The sequence below is a fragment of the Actinophytocola sediminis genome (genome assembly GCF_054779715.1).
This window is the reverse complement of the sequence record NZ_BAAGXS010000056.1, coordinates 1-15,680: the sequence shown is the minus strand read 5'-3', so window position 1 is coordinate 15,680 and position 15,680 is coordinate 1. Positions and strand designations below refer to the sequence as shown.

Here is a 15,680-nt window from a genome sequence, read left to right as displayed (position 1 = left end):
GCGCGGCGCGCTCATGCTGGCGCGGCCGGTCGCGCTCGGTCACGTGCTGGAACGGGCTGACCTTCGTGAGGTCGCGATCGCGGTCGAGGGCGGTGTGGACGCGATCCCCGTCGAGGACGTTTCGTCGGTGATCGGGATGCCGGTGGCGGCGAGCTTGCCGGCGGGGGTGTTGCTTCCTCGAGGCGTGCTCGGCGCTGCCCCGGTCCCCGCCGCTGGGCGGGCGGTCGCGGCGTTGGCGCTCCAGCCTGGTCAGGTCACGCCCGATCTCACCGCGGGCGCCAGCGTGTTCGTGGTCATGTCGGCCGACCCGACTGGCATCGCGGACCAACCTGCCGGCGACTCGGCGGGCGTCGAGTGGACGGGGGTCGTTCTCGGTGTCACGTCCGGCACCAGCACCGATCAGCTCGTCGTGTCGGTCGAGTTGGACGAGGACGACGCGCGGGCCGTGGCGGCGGTCCCGGTCGGGCGGCTTTCGGTTGTTGTGGTGGCGGGCGGTGATCGGTGATGTTGATCGCGGTCTGCTCGCTGAAGGGTTCACCCGGGGTGACGACGGTGGCTCTCGCGTTGGCCGCGCGCTGGCCGGCGCCGGCACGTCCGGTCGTGGTCGAGTGCGACCCGTCCGGCGGCAGCCTGCTGGGGCGGTTCCGGCTCGTGCCCTCGCCGGGTCTGGTCAGTCTCACGGCCGCGGCCCGCCGAACCACGACACCGGACCTGCTGTGGTCCCACGTCCAGCACCTGCCTGGTGGGCTGCCCACGGTTGTGGCTCCGCCGGGGGCGGACTACACCCGGGCCGCGCTCCACACCCTGCTCGACAGCCGCCGTGGCGCGGTGTCGGTCCTGCGGGCCGCCGCGTCTCCGCCGGACCGGGTCGTGATCGCCGACTGCGGCCGATTCGACCACGCTTCCCCGGCGCTGTCCATCGCCCGGGACGCGGACCGGGTGCTGCTGCTCGTGCGGCCCCAGACCGAGGACCTGATGAGCTTGGCCACCGGGCTGGAGAAGGTCGACCTCTGGGCAATGCGCCCCGGGCTGCTGCTGGTCGGTCCTGGTTATTCGGCTGCCGAGGTTACCCGCGGGCTCGGTATCCCGGTCATGGCCACGATCCCGTTGGATCAGCGCGGCGCCCGCGCGTTCGGCGGCGGTGGTCTTGGCCCGCGCCGCGGCCCGACCCGCTCCGCCCTCGGCCGAGTCACGCACCGTCTGGCCCGGTCCCTCACCGCACACTCGCAATCCGCTGCGCCGCCTCTGGTGCCGGCGCGTGAGACATCGGTGCCCGTGATGGGGTTCGACACCCGCTGGCGCGCCGCCGTCGATCTGGAGGACCGACCGTGACCACCGCCCAGCACCGGCCCACGTCCGCCAGTGATCGTCTCCGCACCCACCTACGACAAGAACTCGCCCGTCAGCTGCCGACCGAGGTCGACGCCGCCCGACACGCCGGCGAACCCCCGGTCTCGTCGGCGCGGCGGGAGGAGTTGGCGCGCCGGATCCTCAACGACGCGGTCCGCGTCCACAGTGAACGCGAGTTGCGGGAGAACCGTCTGCTGCTGGCGCCCGATGTTGAGCAGCGGGTGGTGGTCGAGGTGCTCAACGAACTGTTCGGCATGGCCGGGCTGCAGCCGTTGCTGGACGACCCGGACATCGAAACGATCAATATCAACGGTCACGACCGGGTCCTGGTCCAGTACACCGGCGGCCGCCGAGCCCAGCTCGCGCCCGTGGCCGACTCCGATGCCGCGTTGGTCGACCTTGTTCGCACGATCGCCGCTCGCGATTCCAGCGAGGAACGTCGTCTCGATCGGGGCAGTCCGGCTGTGAGTGTGGAGCTTCCGGGTGGGGAGCGGATGTTCGCGGTGATCGCCCTGACCGCTGGTGGTCGGCCGGCGTTGTCGATCCGCCGGCACCGCTACCGCACCGTCACTTTGGCTGACCTCGCCGGTCTGGGCACTGTCGACATCGGACTCCGTACGTTTCTCGCCGCTCTGGTCCGCGCCCGCCGGAACATCATCGTCACCGGCGGCACCAGCATCGGGAAAACGACGATGCTGCGGGCGTTGGCCAGCGAGATCGACCCGATGGAACGCCTGGTGACCATTGAGGACACCCGCGAACTCGGCCTGGACCGCGATCCCGCCGCCCACGCCGACGTCGTCTCCCTCCAGGCGCGGGAGGCCAACATCGAAGGCGAGGGCGCGGTCACCCAAGCCGACCTCGTCCGGTGGGCGTTGCGGATGAGCCCGGACCGGGTGATCGTCGGCGAGATCCGCGGCCCCGAGGTGGTACCGATGTGTTTGGCGATGTCCCAGGGCAACGACGGCTCCCTGGCCACCCTGCACGCCTCGTCGTCCCGTAGCGCGTTCACCCGGCTCGCCTCTTACGCGGCGTTGGGAGCCGACCGCCTTCCGTTGGAGGCGACCAACCTGCTCGTTGGTGGCGCGGTGCATTTCATCGTCCACCTCGCTCACGCCACCGACGGGACCACCCGTGTCGTCTCGTCCATTCGGGAGGTTGTCGGCGCGGAGGGCGATCAGGTCATCTCCAACGAGGTCTACCGCCCAGGACCCGACCGCCGCGCTGTTCCCGTGGCCGGTGCGTTGCGCACCGAAACCCTGCGGCTACTCAACGACTCTGGACTCGACCCCGCGTTCCTGGAGTCCGTTGAGGACCGGTGGCGTCGATGACGACCGTGTTGTTCGCTTTCCTCGGCGCAGGATTCGGCACCGGCTTGTGGCTGGTCCTGCGTGGCTGGCGGCGCACCCCACCACCGCCGTCGCGTGGTCGGTGCCGCAGTGCGCGTGTGGTGATCGAGCGGCACCGAACGCGGGCACTCGTCGCGGTGGTCGCCGGCGCCGCCGGGGGAGTGTTCACCGGATGGGTCGTCGGCGCCTGTCTGATCACCTTCGCTGTCTGGACGTTGCCCACCATCCTCGGCTCCAACACAGCACACGCCCGCCGAGTCGCGCGTATCGAGGCGATCGCGACCTGGGCGGAGATGCTGCGCGACACCCTCGCCGCCGCGGCCGGTCTCGAGCAGGCCATCCTCGCCAGCGCACCCGTGGCTCCGGCCGCGATCCACACCGAGATCACCGCGCTCGCGGTCCGGCTGGAAACCGGCCACCGCCTCGCACCCAGCCTGCGGCTGCTGGCCGACGACCTCGCCGACCCCACCGCGGACCTGGTGATCTCCTCCCTGCTGCTGGCCGCCACCCACCAGGCCCGCGCTCTGGCCGACCCTCCTCGGCTCACTCGCGGCGACCGCTCGCGACCAGGCCACCATGCGAATGCGAGTCGACGCCAGCCGTGCCCGCGTCCGCACCAGCGTCCGCATCATCACCGGCGCCACCCTGGGCTTCGCCGGCCTGCTCGTGGTGCTCAACCGCGACTACCTCGTCGCCTACGACACCGCCACCGGCCAACTCGTACTCCTCGCGGTCGGCGGCCTGTTCACCCTCGGGTTCCTCGCCCTCACCACGATCGCCGCCTTCACCGAACCTCCCCGCCTGCTCATCCCCGCACCGGGCACCACACCATGAACCCCGCGACCATGACCCCCGCGGTGGACTTCGGACTCGTTCTGGGGCTGGGCGCCGGGCTCGGCGCCGGCCTGTGGGCACTCGCCATCTGGCTCGTCCCTCCCCGCCCGGCGCTGAACGCCGTGCTGCGCGCAAGCACCGAACCACCACCCCCGCCCTCCACCACAACCACCCAGGCGCGCACCCACGCGCGGTGGTTGACCAGGCTCACCCGCCCCGCCACGGTGTTGCTTCACCGGCTGGGCCTTCCCAGGCCTGCGACGGTTCGGGACCTCGCGGTCCTCGACCGTGACCGCGAGGACTTCCTCACCGAGACCGTCCTCTGGACTCTGGGCGGCATCCTCGCCCCCAGCGTCGTGGTCACCGGCCTCACCGCGGCGGGCGCCGAGGTCGGCCTCCAGCTCCCGCTCGCGTTCACTGTCGGCGGCACCCTGGCCGGGTTCCTGTTGCCCGACCTCCGAGTCCGAAAGCACGCGGCGCGGCGGCGGGCGGAGTTCCGGCATGCCCTGTCCACCTTCCTCGACCTTGTGGTGATCTCCCTGGCCGGCGGTGCTGGTGTGGACAGCGCCCTGAACGGGGCGGTGTCCATCGGCCAGGGCTGGGCCTTCGACCACCTTCACCGCGCGCTCGCCACCGCCAGACTCACCCGCACCACACCCTGGTCAACCCTCGGTGACCTCGGCCGCGACCTCGACATCACCGAACTCACCGAACTCGCCGCCTCGGTGTCCCTCGCCGGCACCGAAGGCGCCAAGGTCCGCAAGTCCCTCACCGCCAAAGCCGCTGCCCTGCGTGCTCATCAACTCACCGACGCCGAAGGCCAAGCGAACACCGCCACCGAACGTCTCAGCCTCCCGATGATGGCGCTGTTCCTCGGTTTCCTGACCTTCATCGCCTACCCCGCCGTCACCCAGATCCTCAACGGACTGTGAACCCACACGACCTGAATACACGACCCCACATCTAGGAGGAGACCAATGTGGACACCCATCATCCAGCTCACCCGCCAGCTGAAAACCCGTTGGCACAAGCTGAACGAGGAGCCCGACGCCGGCTACACCTCCGAGACCGTGCTCACCACCGCACTGCTCGTGATCGGCGCTCTGCTGGCCATCGGCATCATCGCGGCGAAAGTCCAGAGCGCGGCCAACAACATCGACCTCGGCACCAACCTCGGAGCCGACCGGGGTGTCGGGGTGGGTTATGTGATGCTGAGCGTGGCTCGATGAGCACCGAACTCGTCATCGCTGCGCCCCTGCTGCTGGTGACGCTCCTGCTGATCGTCCAGGCCGCGATGTGGGTGCATGCGACCAACACCGCGAAAGCCGCCGCCACCCAAGGACTCGCCGCGACCCGCGTCCACACCGCGACAGCCGCCGACGGCATCACCCGCGCCCGCGAGATACTCGCCGATCTCGGCGACGGGCCACTCACCAACCCGCGGGTCAGCGTCGTGCGCACTGCCGAACGCGCCACCGTCGAGGTCACCGGCATCACCGCGGCCGTGCTCCCGTTCGTGCGGATTCCCGTCCACAGCACCGTAACCGGGTCAGTGGAACGGTTCGTCCCCGACCTGGCCGGCAGGTGACAACGATGCCCACCACTGCACTGCCCGGGCAGCGCGACGGCCGCGGGCCGAAACCCGGCCTGCGGGGTTGGGTGGCGTGGTGGCACGCCGACGACGGCGCCGTGGCAGCCGAGATCACCATCGCCGCGCCGCTGCTCGTCATGCTGCTCGTGTTCGTCGGCGTGGTCATCCACCGAGGCGTGGACGCCCGCATCCGCATCGACAACGCCGCCCACCAAGCCGCCCGCGCCGCCAGCATCGAACGCACCCCGGCCGCCGCGACCGCCGCCGCCGAGTCCACCGCCACCAGCACCCTGTCCTCCACGGACATGCCCTGCGCGTCTCTGTCCGTGAGCACCTCCACCCGCGGTCCGCGGCCCGGCGGCACCGTCTCGGTCACCGTGTCCTGCGACCTGGACCTCCGCGACGCACTCATCCTCGGCATCCCCACCAGCAGAACACTGTCGGCCACCTCAGTTGAACCGATCGACCTCTGGCGGTCCGTATCTCTCAGGTTCGGGAATTCTGAAGGCATGCCTGGCTCGAACTGGAGCGGGGTGGTGCGCGATGAGGGTAGTTGATGGTTCCGGTTCGCGAACTGGTGCTCGTGGACCGGTGCGTTGCTCAGTCCTGTTCGGAGTGGACGAGGTCAGGATGGTCGACGGTTGCGGTGTAACGGGTGCCGGCTTTGATGCTGAGTCCGAACAGGTCGGCCAGCTGGCGGACGTCGCCGTGGGTGGCGTGGGCCTCGTCGAGGATGCGGTCTTCGCGGACGGCTGTGGGAGACAGTCCCGGTCCGAGGGTGAGCCAGATCCAGCGTTTGCCGACGGGGTCGTTGCGGGTCGCACTGCGGAAGTGCAGGAACAGGTGAGGGTTGACGGTGTTGGGCCAGCGGTGGGCGCGGTGGTCGAGGTATCGGCTGAGGCGTTCGCGAACGGGTTCAGCGAGCACGATGACGCGGCCGTCGAGGTGGAGTCTGCCGTCGCGGATGTCGGTGAGGTGCAAGCGTTGCAGTTGCCCGACGCGCAGTCCGTGGAAGGCGATCAATGCGGCGACCATGGTCTGGGCCGGGTTGTCGGAGTGCAGGGCCGCGCGCAGCAGGTCGAGGTTGACCGGCAGCGGCTCGCGGGACTGGTGGTGCCCGGTCTTCACGCGGGAGGTGGGGTCGGTGAAGAGCACCCGGCGGGCTTTGAGCAGTCGGCAGATGGATTTCAGGCCCTGACCTGCTCGCGCGCGGACGTCTCCGGAGGGTGGCAGTGCGTCCAGGACGTGGTCCTTGGTGATCTCGCGCAGGCTGGTGTGGCCTGCGGCAGCCCAGGCGCGCAGGATGGGCAGTGCCCAGCGCAGGTGCAGGCCGATGGTGATCTCGGAGCGGGGCCGGCGTCGTGGTGGGGTGGGGCTGCCCTCCTTCATGACCTGGAACCAGATGTTCACCTCGGCGGCCATCGGCTCGGGCAGTTCATCGAGTTGCTGGTTGACCCAGGTGTCGAAGGTCGAACCTCGGTCGTCCTCGAGCAATTCGGCCTCGGCGAGAACGCGGAGCACGGTCCAGACCGGCAGGTCGATGTCCCGCAAGAGTTCGACGGTGCTGGCCTTGACCGGCCCGTCGTCATCACGAATTCCCAGGACGATGCGGATGCCGAAACAGGTGTCCTTGACCTGGCGGGAACTCCACGCGAGGTCGGCGGCCATGGCCTCGACGCGTTGCTCAAACTGGGTCGCGAGCACGGGATCGGCGCGCTCGTGCAGTCCGGCGCGGCCATGCGCGGCGAGGTCGCGTTTGGCTTGGAACAACACGAGTTGATTGCGTGGCGGCATGGCGACAATCGATTGATCCACAGTGGACCCGATGGTGGGGCGGCGGGTTCCCTTGCGGAAGAACATGTCTGCGAAGAACAGCTGCTGGCCGTTCCGGTTGGCTGCGACCGGATCGAGCTTGCCGTCAGGTTCCCGCATGAAGTCAGCCTGTTTGTAGCAGAGCCGGCACACACCCCACTTGCCCAGACTCAGGTGCCGGTCGCAGATCGGGCAGGCGGCCACGATCGGGTTGTGGCGGCGGAAGGTGTTGCAGCCGCGGCACAACCATTGATGGGTGCGGGTGGCTCCCCAGGCGAAGCATTCCCGGCAGGAGTCGACGCCAGGAGTGCCGTCAGGATGGCACCGGTGGCAGATACCGCTGGTGTAGTAGTCGGTGGTGGCGCCGCACCGCAGACAGGGCGGTGCGACGACCGGCCCGCCGGGCCAGCAGGCGAAGCAGAACTTGACGCCGCGCATCGCGACGGGCCGGTCGGTGCAGACCGAGCAGAGTGCCTGCCGGTGGGTGATCGCGCCGGGGCGCTTGGGCGTCACGCTGGTGGGGTGGAACGGTTGCGCCCTAACCGAGGTGTGACAGCAGGGGACGGTGGCTGCTGGCGGTCTCCGGCCGCGCGCGCGGTCGATTCGCGGCGGGCCTGGACCTGCTCGGGCTCACGGATCAGCAGCTCGGCCGGTGAGCAGTCCAACACCGCGCAGATCACGTCCAAGTCGTCCAATCGGATCGTCGTCGGCGTGGTCGTCCACAGCGCGGACATCTTCCCAGCGCTGATGTCTAGGCCGTACTCAGCGAGCCGGCGGCGCATCTCGGTGGACTTCCAAATCCCCCGTTCGGCGGCCTTGAGCCGCAGGTTCCACTGCATCGACCTAGCCTCCGTTTCCGGTCAGTCGGGCCGCGACACGATCGTTGGCCTGTGTCCAGGCCCGTTCGATGTGATCGGCGTGTACGTGGATGTAGCGGGTCGTCGTCGACAACCACGAGTGCCCCAGCAACTCTTGGATGGCCTTGAGGTCCACGCCGCGGGCATACAGCGACGAGGCGCAGAAGTGCCGCAGCCCGTGCGGCGTGAGTTGTCCTCGCCAGGAGGGCAGCCACCGATCGACTGCGTCGGCCAGTCCGGTGCGCAGCGCGTTGGCGCCCGCCCGCACCGGCCGCTCTGCCGGTCACGTCGTTCGCTGGGCAGCAGAGGCGCGTCCGGGTCGGCCCAGTCGTCGCCGAACTGATGGCGCACATCGGTCAGCCACCACGTCAGCAGGTCATTGACGGCGTTGATCGCGGGCACCAGCCGAGTCTTCGGCCCGCGCCCGTGGCTGCCCTTGCCGAACCGGACGTGCAGTTTGCCCATCTCGCCGAGATCCGGTCGCCAGTCGCGAATGTCCAGCGCGACGGTCTCGCTGATCCGCAGACCGGCTCGCCGCCACAACGACGCGGCCAGATAGTCCCGTGCAGCGGGCAGGTACTTCCGGGTGTGCGGCAGCGCGTCGCGCCACCCGGCGAACAGGACGTCGACCTCCAACTCGGCGGGAGGCACACGCGGGATCTCGGCATGCGGCTTGCTCGGCCGGTTGAACTCATCGATCGGCTGGCTAACCACGCAGCCGGTCAAGGCGTGGATGTCGCCCTGGTGACGGGCGATCAGAAACTCGAAGAACTGGCGCAGCGCGGTCGACTTGCTGAAAACGGTGTTCAACGCCTGCTTCTGGTTGCCGCGCAACCACAACAGATAACCATCCGCGTCCGCCGACTCAGCCGTCCACACCGGACGCGCCAGGAACTGGATGAACTCGAACAGCGCCGCCCGCTGGTTCGACACGTGACCATCGGTGATGCCGCTGGCGGCCATCGCCAGCGCGTACTGGTCGACCAACTCCTGCTCGAAGTCCTCGAACTCCTGAGCCGTCGTCAGCTGCCGAGGCGACCGGATCGTGCGAACGACTGCCAGCTCCACGTTCGCACTCCGGTTCATCGAACTAATGATCATGTCGGGAATCAAGTGAATCATTCAGGAATCCCGACCAAACGTCAACCGTCTGGCATCGACACCGAAACCCGACCCCACCTCCTCACCTGGACCAACACACCGCACATCACCCGCAAGGAACTCGAGGCATGTCAAACAACAGGGGCCACCAGGAGCGACGAATGAACCGCCTCCCCAACCGACCAGGTCGCGTGCCGAGTCGCTGGACGTCGTGGAGGTCGACCCGGGTGCGGTGGTGGCGTGGCGACGAGGGCGGGGCGTCGGCGTTCGTGGTCGTGTTCACCGCGGGCATCCTCGCCCTGGCGGGCCTCGCCCTGGACGGCGGCCTCGCACTGGCAGCGAAAGTACGGGCCACCGGCCAGGCCGAGGCCGCCGCGCGAGCAGGAGCCCAAGCCATCGACCTCACCGCCTACCGCACCACCGGCACCGTGCAGCTGGCGCACGCGCAAGCGATCACCAACGCCCAGGCACACCTGGCCACCGAGGACGCCACCGGCACCGTGACCGTCTCCAACGACACCGTCACGGTCACCGTCACCGCATCCCACACCACCCAACTGCTCGGACTGGTCGGCATCGGTCCGCTCCAGGTGCGTGGCCGGGGCAGTGCGTATCCGCGGCGCGGGGTGACCGCGATCGACCCATGATCAGACCGTTGGTTCGTTGTGACCACGGCACCGCAAGGAAGGGGAAAGCACATGGCTACGTCGGAGGAGATCCGTCAGCGCGTCGAAGAGGCCGACACGACTCGAAGTGCCCGGAGGGCAGCCGCCGCGCAGCGCGTCGGTGAGCTCGCCCGACGTCGGGCCGTGATCGTCGACCAGCTCGCTGCGGTGGAGCGCGAACTCGGAGACATTCTGGTCGATGCTCAGGACGTCATCGATGTCGACGAGTTGGCGGGTTTCACCGACCTCAAGCCCTCCGATCTCTCCGGATGGCTCGCGGGCCGTAAAGCCACCCGCGGCGGCAGGCGACGGAAGACCACAACCGCCTCCGCAGAGCAGGGAGACACGCGCCGCACACCGGGACCAAAGCCCTCAGTGTCCGAGCGGGGGGCCGACTCGCGCGTGAGCCTGACTTCTGCCGGGGCAGGCGCCCCCGAGCGTCCCGTCGCCCAGACGAGTTGACCTCGTGCGCTCCCGTCGAACGTCGCTTCGCCGGCTGCGAGCACGAGCTCGGGTGTGGCGGGGCGCCGGGCGGGTGGTCGGGCTTGTCGCGAGGTTGGTGCGCGGTGTGCTGGCGGCCGCGGGTCTGGTCGCGTTGGTGGTGGTGTTGCCGTGGGCGTTGGCGAGATTTGTCGGGTGGCCGCTGCCGGACCACTTGCCCTCCTGGGCTGAGATCCACGGTGTGTTGCTCGGCCCGATGACCACGACTTTCCTGCTGGACGTGCTCGCCTGCCTCATCTGGGTCGTGTGGGTGTTCGTGATCCGCGACGTCGCCCGCTGCGCGATCGAGATCGCACGTGACGCGCGGATGCCGGATCTGTCGGCGGCCGGACCGGTGCACCGGATCGCGGCCGTGCTCGTCGGCTCGGTCCTGATCTCGATCCTCGGTCAACGCACGGCCTTGTCCTCGGTGACCTCCACCGCCGCGGGATCCGGCGCGGGCGAGGCGGTGGCCGCGGCACCCGCGTGGCGCCCAACGTCCGAAGAGGACACATTCGCTGGGGTGCACCAACCCGCGTACAGCACGCCGTATCACCAACGGGTACCCGCCGTCGCGGTCGAGCATGCCGGCCGCGCGAAGTCCGCCGTAGTCCTTCCGTACGACCCCGACACCGGCGTGCACGACTCGCTGTGGCGAATGTCCGAACGCGCCCTGGGCGACGGCCACCGCTGGCCGGAAATCTACGCACTCAACCAGGGCAAACCTCAACCCAACGGCGGCACCTTCACCCACCCCGACCTGATCTTCCCCGGCGAGGAGATGATCCTGCCCGACAACAGCACCGTCGGCACCACACCACCCACCGCACCCGGTTCCCCGCCCGTGACTCCGCCTCCTCCGCCCGAGCCGCCACCCAGCAGCACGACGACCCCCGCACCATCCGCGACGCAGCCACCCGCCACCACCGAAGCCCCTCAGCCGCCGCCGGCACCCCAGACGCCGCCGAGCACCCACGCGCCCCACACGCCAGCGGTTCGTTTGGGCGAGGAGCTGTTCGTCGGCCTTGGTCTGGCCGCGGCGGTCAGCACCGCACTGGCGGTGGTTCGCCGCCGCAACCGCCGCCACTATCGGCCAGGCAGCGGCGACCGCAGCGACCTGCCCATCGCCCCAGCGGTCTACCAACTGCGGCTGGCCCACCTGCGCGCACAGCAGAACGACCCTGATACCGACGACGAACTGGACCGCGACCAGCCGGACGAGGGACAGCCACGCGCATCGGCACCACCGGTCGTGCTCGGCCGTCACGGCAATGCGCTGGACCCAGCGCCGGTCTTGCCGGTCGGCGTGCGGGACGACCGTGTGATCGCCGTGGATCTGGCAGCCGCGCACGGTTTGGGTTTGCTCGGCGTGGGGGCCCCCGCCGCGGTCCGCGCGCTGCTCGTCACCGTTCTGCACACCGGGGTGCCGGGTACGGTGATCGTGCCGGCGGAGGACGTCGCCGCGCTGCTCGGCCGGCGCGCGGCCCAAGCACCGTTCCCCGTGGGTCTGCGTGTGGCCGCCGGTCTCGACGCCGCCTTGGACATGCTGGAGTCCGAGACCCTGGTGCGCGTCGGTCAACCCCCACCCACCGGCCAACTATGGGGACCTCTCGTACTGGTGGCCCGAACACCCGGCCACCAGACCAGGCGGTTGCAGGCGGTACTGGACAACGGATCGACCATCGGCGTGACCGGACTGCTTCTGGGCCAATGGAACCCCGGTGTGACCGCCTACGTCCGCGACGACGGCACCATCTCCACCACCAACCCCGGCCTCGGCGAACCATTGCGCGGCACGCACATGTTCCGGCTGGGCGACGACCACACCGCCGACCTCCTGGCCCTGCTGCGGCACGCCGACCCAGACAACAGATCCAAGCCCGCAGACACCGGTGGAGACGAGCTGTCGCCGGCTCTCGTGGCGCGTTCTCCCATCGCCGACTTTGCCGGTACCACCCCTGGCCGCGCGACGATAGCGGAAGAGGGTTGGACCGAGGAGCCGGTCACCGACACGGATCTGGAGATTCTCGGATCCGCGCCCGCGAGGTCGCCCGGTTCCCGGATGCGCCCAGCACGACCTGCCGGTACGCCGAAGGAACAGGCCGTTCAGACCGACGAGAACGACCAGAAGCATGGCGCCACCGCGATCAGTCGGCCAGTGGGGGAGGACTCGCACGGCGCCGCTGACGCTGAGGTGGCGTCGTTCGTGCCGTTGCGAGTCACCGTGCTCGGGCCGCCGCGAGTGTGGTGGCGCACCGCGCCGGCGTTGGTCGGCGGCGAGGCCGCCGACCGTGAGATCACCGCGGCGTTCCAGCCACGCCTGCGCGAACTGCTGGTGTTCCTGGCCCTGCACCCCGACGGCGCCACCCGCGAAGCGCTCATCGCCGCCCTGTGGGCCACCAGCCCACCGGAGAAAACGACCAACGCGCTGAACACCAGCCTCAGCCGCCTACGCCGCGCCATGGCCGCCGCGACCGAGAACGCCCTGTCGGACGTGGTCCTGGTCGACGGAGGCCGCTACCGCTTGAACCCCGACCTGGTCGACGTCGACTACCACCACTTCGCCGCCGCTGTTGCCGCCCGCCGCACGGCCGCCACCGACCTCGACCGAACCGAGGCCTACCGGCACATCGTCGACAGCTACACCGGGCCCCTGGCTGACGGGCTGAGTACCGAGTGGCTCGAAACCGCCCGCGAGGCCATCCGCCGCGACGCCATCGACGCCGTCGCCGCCCTCGCCCGCACCATGATCGAGCACGACCCCCAGCACACCCTTGACCTGCTGGAGATCGCGCGGGCGTTCGACCCACACAACGAGCTGATCTACCGCGACATCATGCGCGTGCAAGAACGACTCGGACAACTCGACGCCATCCCCCGCACCCTGACCCTGCTGACCACCCGACTAGCCGAAATCGACGACCACCCGACCCAACAAGCCATCTACCTCGCCGACCGGCTACGCCGCCGCCACGACACCCCCGACGAGCCAGTGCAAGTCGACCGCGAGCTCAGCCGAGCGAGAGCAATTCCAGGCACGCACAAGCCCACTTGATAGAAGGCTCCGTCAGCGTCAACACCCGAACGACAGTCGACGCCAACGAGCAGGCGGTGACCTCCGGAGTAAAAGACTTATCCCGACTTCGACGAGCGACAAACCCGCGCCCGGGTATCGGTTTCCGTGGGTGCATCAGAATGCTACCGTGCGCAGATAGCACGTTTTCAGTGCAGTTCTCGTCGATGGAATACCAAGACTTCATGAAAAGAGTACCTACCGGGCGCAGGGCCGTCCCGATGCGCTATGGGGATGATCGGTGTCCGCCTGTCTGGCGAGGAGCGTCGAGCCACCGTGCTACGCCAAGGCCGAAGGTGACCGCGGTGCCTACACCTCGCGAAATGTCACCCTTCGTGGCCGCGCTGGAGATCGACTGCGCACACGGTCACCTCCGTTGGGGGTTCATGTGGAGGATCACCTCGGGGATCAGGTGGGGGATCCTGTTAGAACTCCACCCCCTGCGGTCAGCGACGGCGCAGGTCAGGCGGCCTGTAGGGGGATCCGCTGGTATCCCAGACTCGCTTGGCCACAAGCTGGTGAACACATCGGGGCGGCCGGCGGTCGGCTGTCGACCCTGTCGGATCCGCGACTGCTCCCTTTCCATTGTTTCCGCCAGTTCTCCCTCTCCTATTCTTTACAAAGCTCTCGAATCATTTCTTGCATTTGATTGTCGAGAGGTCGCCGACTCCCGACTTCGACCTTTCGGTGTCGCTGACCTGCGGAGATCCCGGTGCGAGGCGATCGGAAAGGTGTGAGTGCCCGTCGACCTGTGGTTGCGGAAATGACTGCGGGCATTCACTCGAAAGAGTCGCGAAATGGCTGTTGGATATATTGCGTGGCGTATGGGGGAAGAGTCATAATTGAATTGTCGCCCGGGGAGTCCGGAAATCACACCGAATGCCACGCCCGGCGCGAGCCATGTCGAAAATCTTTACCGCCGTCCGAAGGGAATGCCCGCGATGACCACGCCCACCCAACCTCCCGCCACCCCGATCACTCCGGTGGGTGTGTCGGTTCCTCGACTGCGCAGCGGTGAGCTGCGCGCGATGGTCGCCAAGGTCCTCGCCGACAAGGCGGGCCGCGACCTCACCCCGGGCCGCATCGCGAACATGTTGAACCGGTCGTCGGGGGCGGTGGGCAACGCCTGCAAGGTGTTGGTGGACCGGGGGGAGGCGGAGGTCGCCTCGAGGACACCGCTGGCCTACCGCGCGACCACGGCCACGGCGTCCGCCGCCGCGCCCACGATCACCCCCGCCCCCTCCGGCACGGGCGCCACCCGCAGGACGGTCAAGCCGGGCAGGACGGGCGGGGCGGGCACGGCCGCCGGTTCGGCGGTGCCGGTGACCGGGCCGGTGAAACGGCCGAACGGGATGGACTACCACCCCCGGTTGTTGTCGGGGATGCCGGACGTGACCGCGCTGCGGCGGTTGCGGGACGCCGGGGTCGCCGCGCTGCTGTACGGGCCGCCCGGCACGGGCAAGACCTCGGTGGTGGAGGCGGCGTTCCCGGACTGTCTCACGGTTCAGGGCGACGGGGACACCGTGGTCGCTGATTTCGTGGGCGACTACACCAAGACCCCGGACGGCGAGTTCGTGTTCGTGCATGGCCCGCTGGTCCGCGCGATGCGCGCCGGGGTGCCGCTGTTCATCGACGACGCGACCCTGATCCCGCCCACGGTGTTGGCGGTGGTCTACCCCGCGATGGACGGCCGCCGCCAGATCGTGATCAAGGCCAACGGTGGAGAGGTCGTGAACGCCGCCCCGGGGTTCTACGTGGTCGCCGGACACAACCCCGGCGTGCACGGGGCGGTGCTCACCGACGCCCTGTCGTCCCGGTTCTCCGTGCAGGTTCAGGTGTCCAGCGACTACGACCTCGCCGACCAGTTGGGCGTGGACATGAAGGCGGTACGCGTCGCGCGCAACCTCGCCACCCGCCAGGAGAAGGGCGAGGTCGGGTGGGCGCCGCAACTGCGGGAACTGCTGGCGTTCAAGAAGATCGCCGCCGTGTTGGGTACCGATGCCGCCGCCGGGAACCTCGTGGGTATCGCCCCGGAAGAGGACCGCGCCACCGTCGCCGCCGTGGTGCGCGACGCCTTCGGGCGCACCGTCGCCCCGCTGGCCCTCGGTGCCCGCATCACCACCACACCCTGACACCCCAACCCAACAGACAACCACGACCGTCGCGAAAGGACCGTGACCGTGAGCCTCCACTTCGCCACCGACCCGAACGCCACCGGCGCCGCCGTGTTCCCCGCCCGCCCGGAATGGCTGACCCTGTCCGCCGCCTTCGCCGACGAGGTCCCCGTGATCGCTGACCGCGACGACCTGCTGGTCACCGTCGCCCCCGGTGCGGGAGGAGGTGCCCCGGCGTGTTTCTACCCCGCCCGCGCGTTGATCGAGGTCAACGGCGACCACCTCGGCGTGGACCCCGCCACCGTGGACCCCGCGAACCTGTCCGACCGCCCCCGCTACGCCCCGGCGTGGGGTGCCCTGACCCACGAATGCGGCCACGCGAAACACACCGTGTGGGAACCCCCCGACGACGCCCCGCCCGGCGTGGTCGCCGCCGCCATGCTGCTGGAAGAAC

General features: G+C 69.3%; 16 protein-coding genes and 1 pseudogene. 14 read left to right on the top strand and 3 right to left on the bottom strand.

Annotated features, from left to right (window positions below):
* From ACYVIP_RS28315 to ACYVIP_RS28280, 8 genes are all read left to right on the top strand, one after another.
* On the top strand, positions 1–505 hold a 505-nt coding region (locus tag ACYVIP_RS28315), incomplete at its 5' end, for a hypothetical protein (RefSeq protein WP_460401705.1).
* A 38-nt stretch (positions 506–543) separates the two neighbouring features.
* Positions 544–1,332, top strand: coding sequence for a chromosome partitioning protein (locus ACYVIP_RS28310; protein ID WP_460401703.1), 789 nt, complete (start codon positions 544–546; stop codon positions 1,330–1,332).
* Positions 1,329–2,681: a CpaF family protein gene (locus ACYVIP_RS28305; RefSeq protein ID WP_460401701.1), complete on the top strand. Its 1,353-nt coding sequence runs from the start codon at positions 1,329–1,331 to the stop codon at positions 2,679–2,681. Before ACYVIP_RS28310 ends, ACYVIP_RS28305 begins: the two co-directional genes overlap by 4 nt.
* Positions 2,682–3,275: 594 nt before the next feature.
* Positions 3,276–3,533 carry a type II secretion system F family protein gene (locus ACYVIP_RS28300; RefSeq protein WP_460401699.1) on the top strand — a complete coding sequence of 86 codons (258 nt, stop codon included), beginning with the start codon at positions 3,276–3,278 and terminating at the stop codon, positions 3,531–3,533.
* Positions 3,534–3,544: 11 nt separating this feature from the next.
* Positions 3,545–4,465 (top strand): type II secretion system F family protein, encoded by a 921-nt coding sequence (locus ACYVIP_RS28295; RefSeq protein ID WP_460401697.1) that lies wholly within the window; start codon positions 3,545–3,547, stop codon positions 4,463–4,465.
* A 45-nt stretch (positions 4,466–4,510) separates the two neighbouring features.
* On the top strand, positions 4,511–4,762 hold the full coding sequence (locus ACYVIP_RS28290) for a hypothetical protein (RefSeq protein ID WP_460401695.1): 252 nt from the start codon (positions 4,511–4,513) through the stop codon (positions 4,760–4,762).
* Positions 4,759–5,121, top strand: a complete 363-nt coding sequence (locus ACYVIP_RS28285; RefSeq protein WP_460401693.1) for a TadE/TadG family type IV pilus assembly protein — start codon at positions 4,759–4,761, stop codon at positions 5,119–5,121. The genes ACYVIP_RS28290 and ACYVIP_RS28285 overlap by 4 nt, the downstream gene beginning before the upstream one ends.
* A 5-nt stretch (positions 5,122–5,126) precedes the next feature.
* Positions 5,127–5,681, top strand: a complete 555-nt coding sequence (locus ACYVIP_RS28280; protein WP_460401691.1) for a TadE/TadG family type IV pilus assembly protein — start codon at positions 5,127–5,129, stop codon at positions 5,679–5,681.
* Positions 5,682–5,724: 43 nt separating this feature from the next.
* Here ACYVIP_RS28280 and ACYVIP_RS28275 read toward each other — a convergent pair whose 3' ends face one another.
* From ACYVIP_RS28275 to ACYVIP_RS28265, 3 genes are all read right to left on the bottom strand, one after another.
* Positions 5,725–7,140, bottom strand: coding sequence for a hypothetical protein (locus ACYVIP_RS28275; RefSeq protein WP_460401689.1), 1,416 nt, complete (start codon positions 7,138–7,140; stop codon positions 5,725–5,727).
* Between the two features lie 305 nt (positions 7,141–7,445).
* Positions 7,446–7,775, bottom strand: a complete 330-nt coding sequence (locus ACYVIP_RS28270; RefSeq protein WP_460401687.1) for a helix-turn-helix domain-containing protein — start codon at positions 7,773–7,775, stop codon at positions 7,446–7,448.
* 4 nt (positions 7,776–7,779) lie between these two features.
* Positions 7,780–7,929, bottom strand: a complete 150-nt coding sequence (locus ACYVIP_RS28265; protein ID WP_460401707.1) for a hypothetical protein — start codon at positions 7,927–7,929, stop codon at positions 7,780–7,782.
* A 290-nt stretch (positions 7,930–8,219) separates the two neighbouring features.
* Between ACYVIP_RS28265 and ACYVIP_RS28260 the strand changes: the two genes are divergently transcribed.
* From ACYVIP_RS28260 to ACYVIP_RS28235, 6 genes and pseudogenes are all read left to right on the top strand, one after another.
* Positions 8,220–9,059 (top strand): hypothetical protein, encoded by an 840-nt coding sequence (locus ACYVIP_RS28260; RefSeq protein ID WP_460401685.1) that lies wholly within the window; start codon positions 8,220–8,222, stop codon positions 9,057–9,059.
* A gap of 62 nt (positions 9,060–9,121) precedes the next feature.
* A complete protein-coding gene (locus tag ACYVIP_RS28255) occupies positions 9,122–9,541 on the top strand; it encodes a hypothetical protein (protein ID WP_460401683.1) in 420 nt (139 codons plus the stop codon).
* Positions 9,542–9,592: 51 nt separating this feature from the next.
* Positions 9,593–10,021, top strand: a complete 429-nt coding sequence (locus ACYVIP_RS28250; protein WP_460401681.1) for a hypothetical protein — start codon at positions 9,593–9,595, stop codon at positions 10,019–10,021.
* A gap of 73 nt (positions 10,022–10,094) precedes the next feature.
* Entirely contained in the window at positions 10,095–13,094 is a 3,000-nt protein-coding gene (locus tag ACYVIP_RS28245) for a BTAD domain-containing putative transcriptional regulator (RefSeq protein WP_460401679.1), read from the top strand.
* 959 nt (positions 13,095–14,053) lie between these two features.
* Positions 14,054–15,244 carry an AAA family ATPase gene (locus ACYVIP_RS28240; RefSeq protein ID WP_460401677.1) on the top strand — a complete coding sequence of 397 codons (1,191 nt, stop codon included), beginning with the start codon at positions 14,054–14,056 and terminating at the stop codon, positions 15,242–15,244.
* A 48-nt stretch (positions 15,245–15,292) separates the two neighbouring features.
* A pseudogene (locus ACYVIP_RS28235) lies at positions 15,293–15,680 on the top strand (hypothetical protein); the annotation flags it as partial.

Coding starts and splice junctions, on each gene's coding strand:
- ACYVIP_RS28285 (WP_460401693.1), top strand. CDS start 4,759: ATGAGCACCGAACTCGTCATCGCTGCGCCCCTGCTGCTGGTGACGCTC.
- ACYVIP_RS28280 (WP_460401691.1), top strand. CDS start 5,127: ATGCCCACCACTGCACTGCCCGGGCAGCGCGACGGCCGCGGGCCGAAA.
- ACYVIP_RS28290 (WP_460401695.1), top strand. CDS start 4,511: ATGTGGACACCCATCATCCAGCTCACCCGCCAGCTGAAAACCCGTTGG.
- ACYVIP_RS28295 (WP_460401697.1), top strand. CDS start 3,545: ATGACCCCCGCGGTGGACTTCGGACTCGTTCTGGGGCTGGGCGCCGGG.
- ACYVIP_RS28270 (WP_460401687.1), bottom strand. CDS start 7,775: ATGCAGTGGAACCTGCGGCTCAAGGCCGCCGAACGGGGGATTTGGAAG.
- ACYVIP_RS28240 (WP_460401677.1), top strand. CDS start 14,054: ATGACCACGCCCACCCAACCTCCCGCCACCCCGATCACTCCGGTGGGT.
- ACYVIP_RS28300 (WP_460401699.1), top strand. CDS start 3,276: ATGCGAATGCGAGTCGACGCCAGCCGTGCCCGCGTCCGCACCAGCGTC.
- ACYVIP_RS28250 (WP_460401681.1), top strand. CDS start 9,593: ATGGCTACGTCGGAGGAGATCCGTCAGCGCGTCGAAGAGGCCGACACG.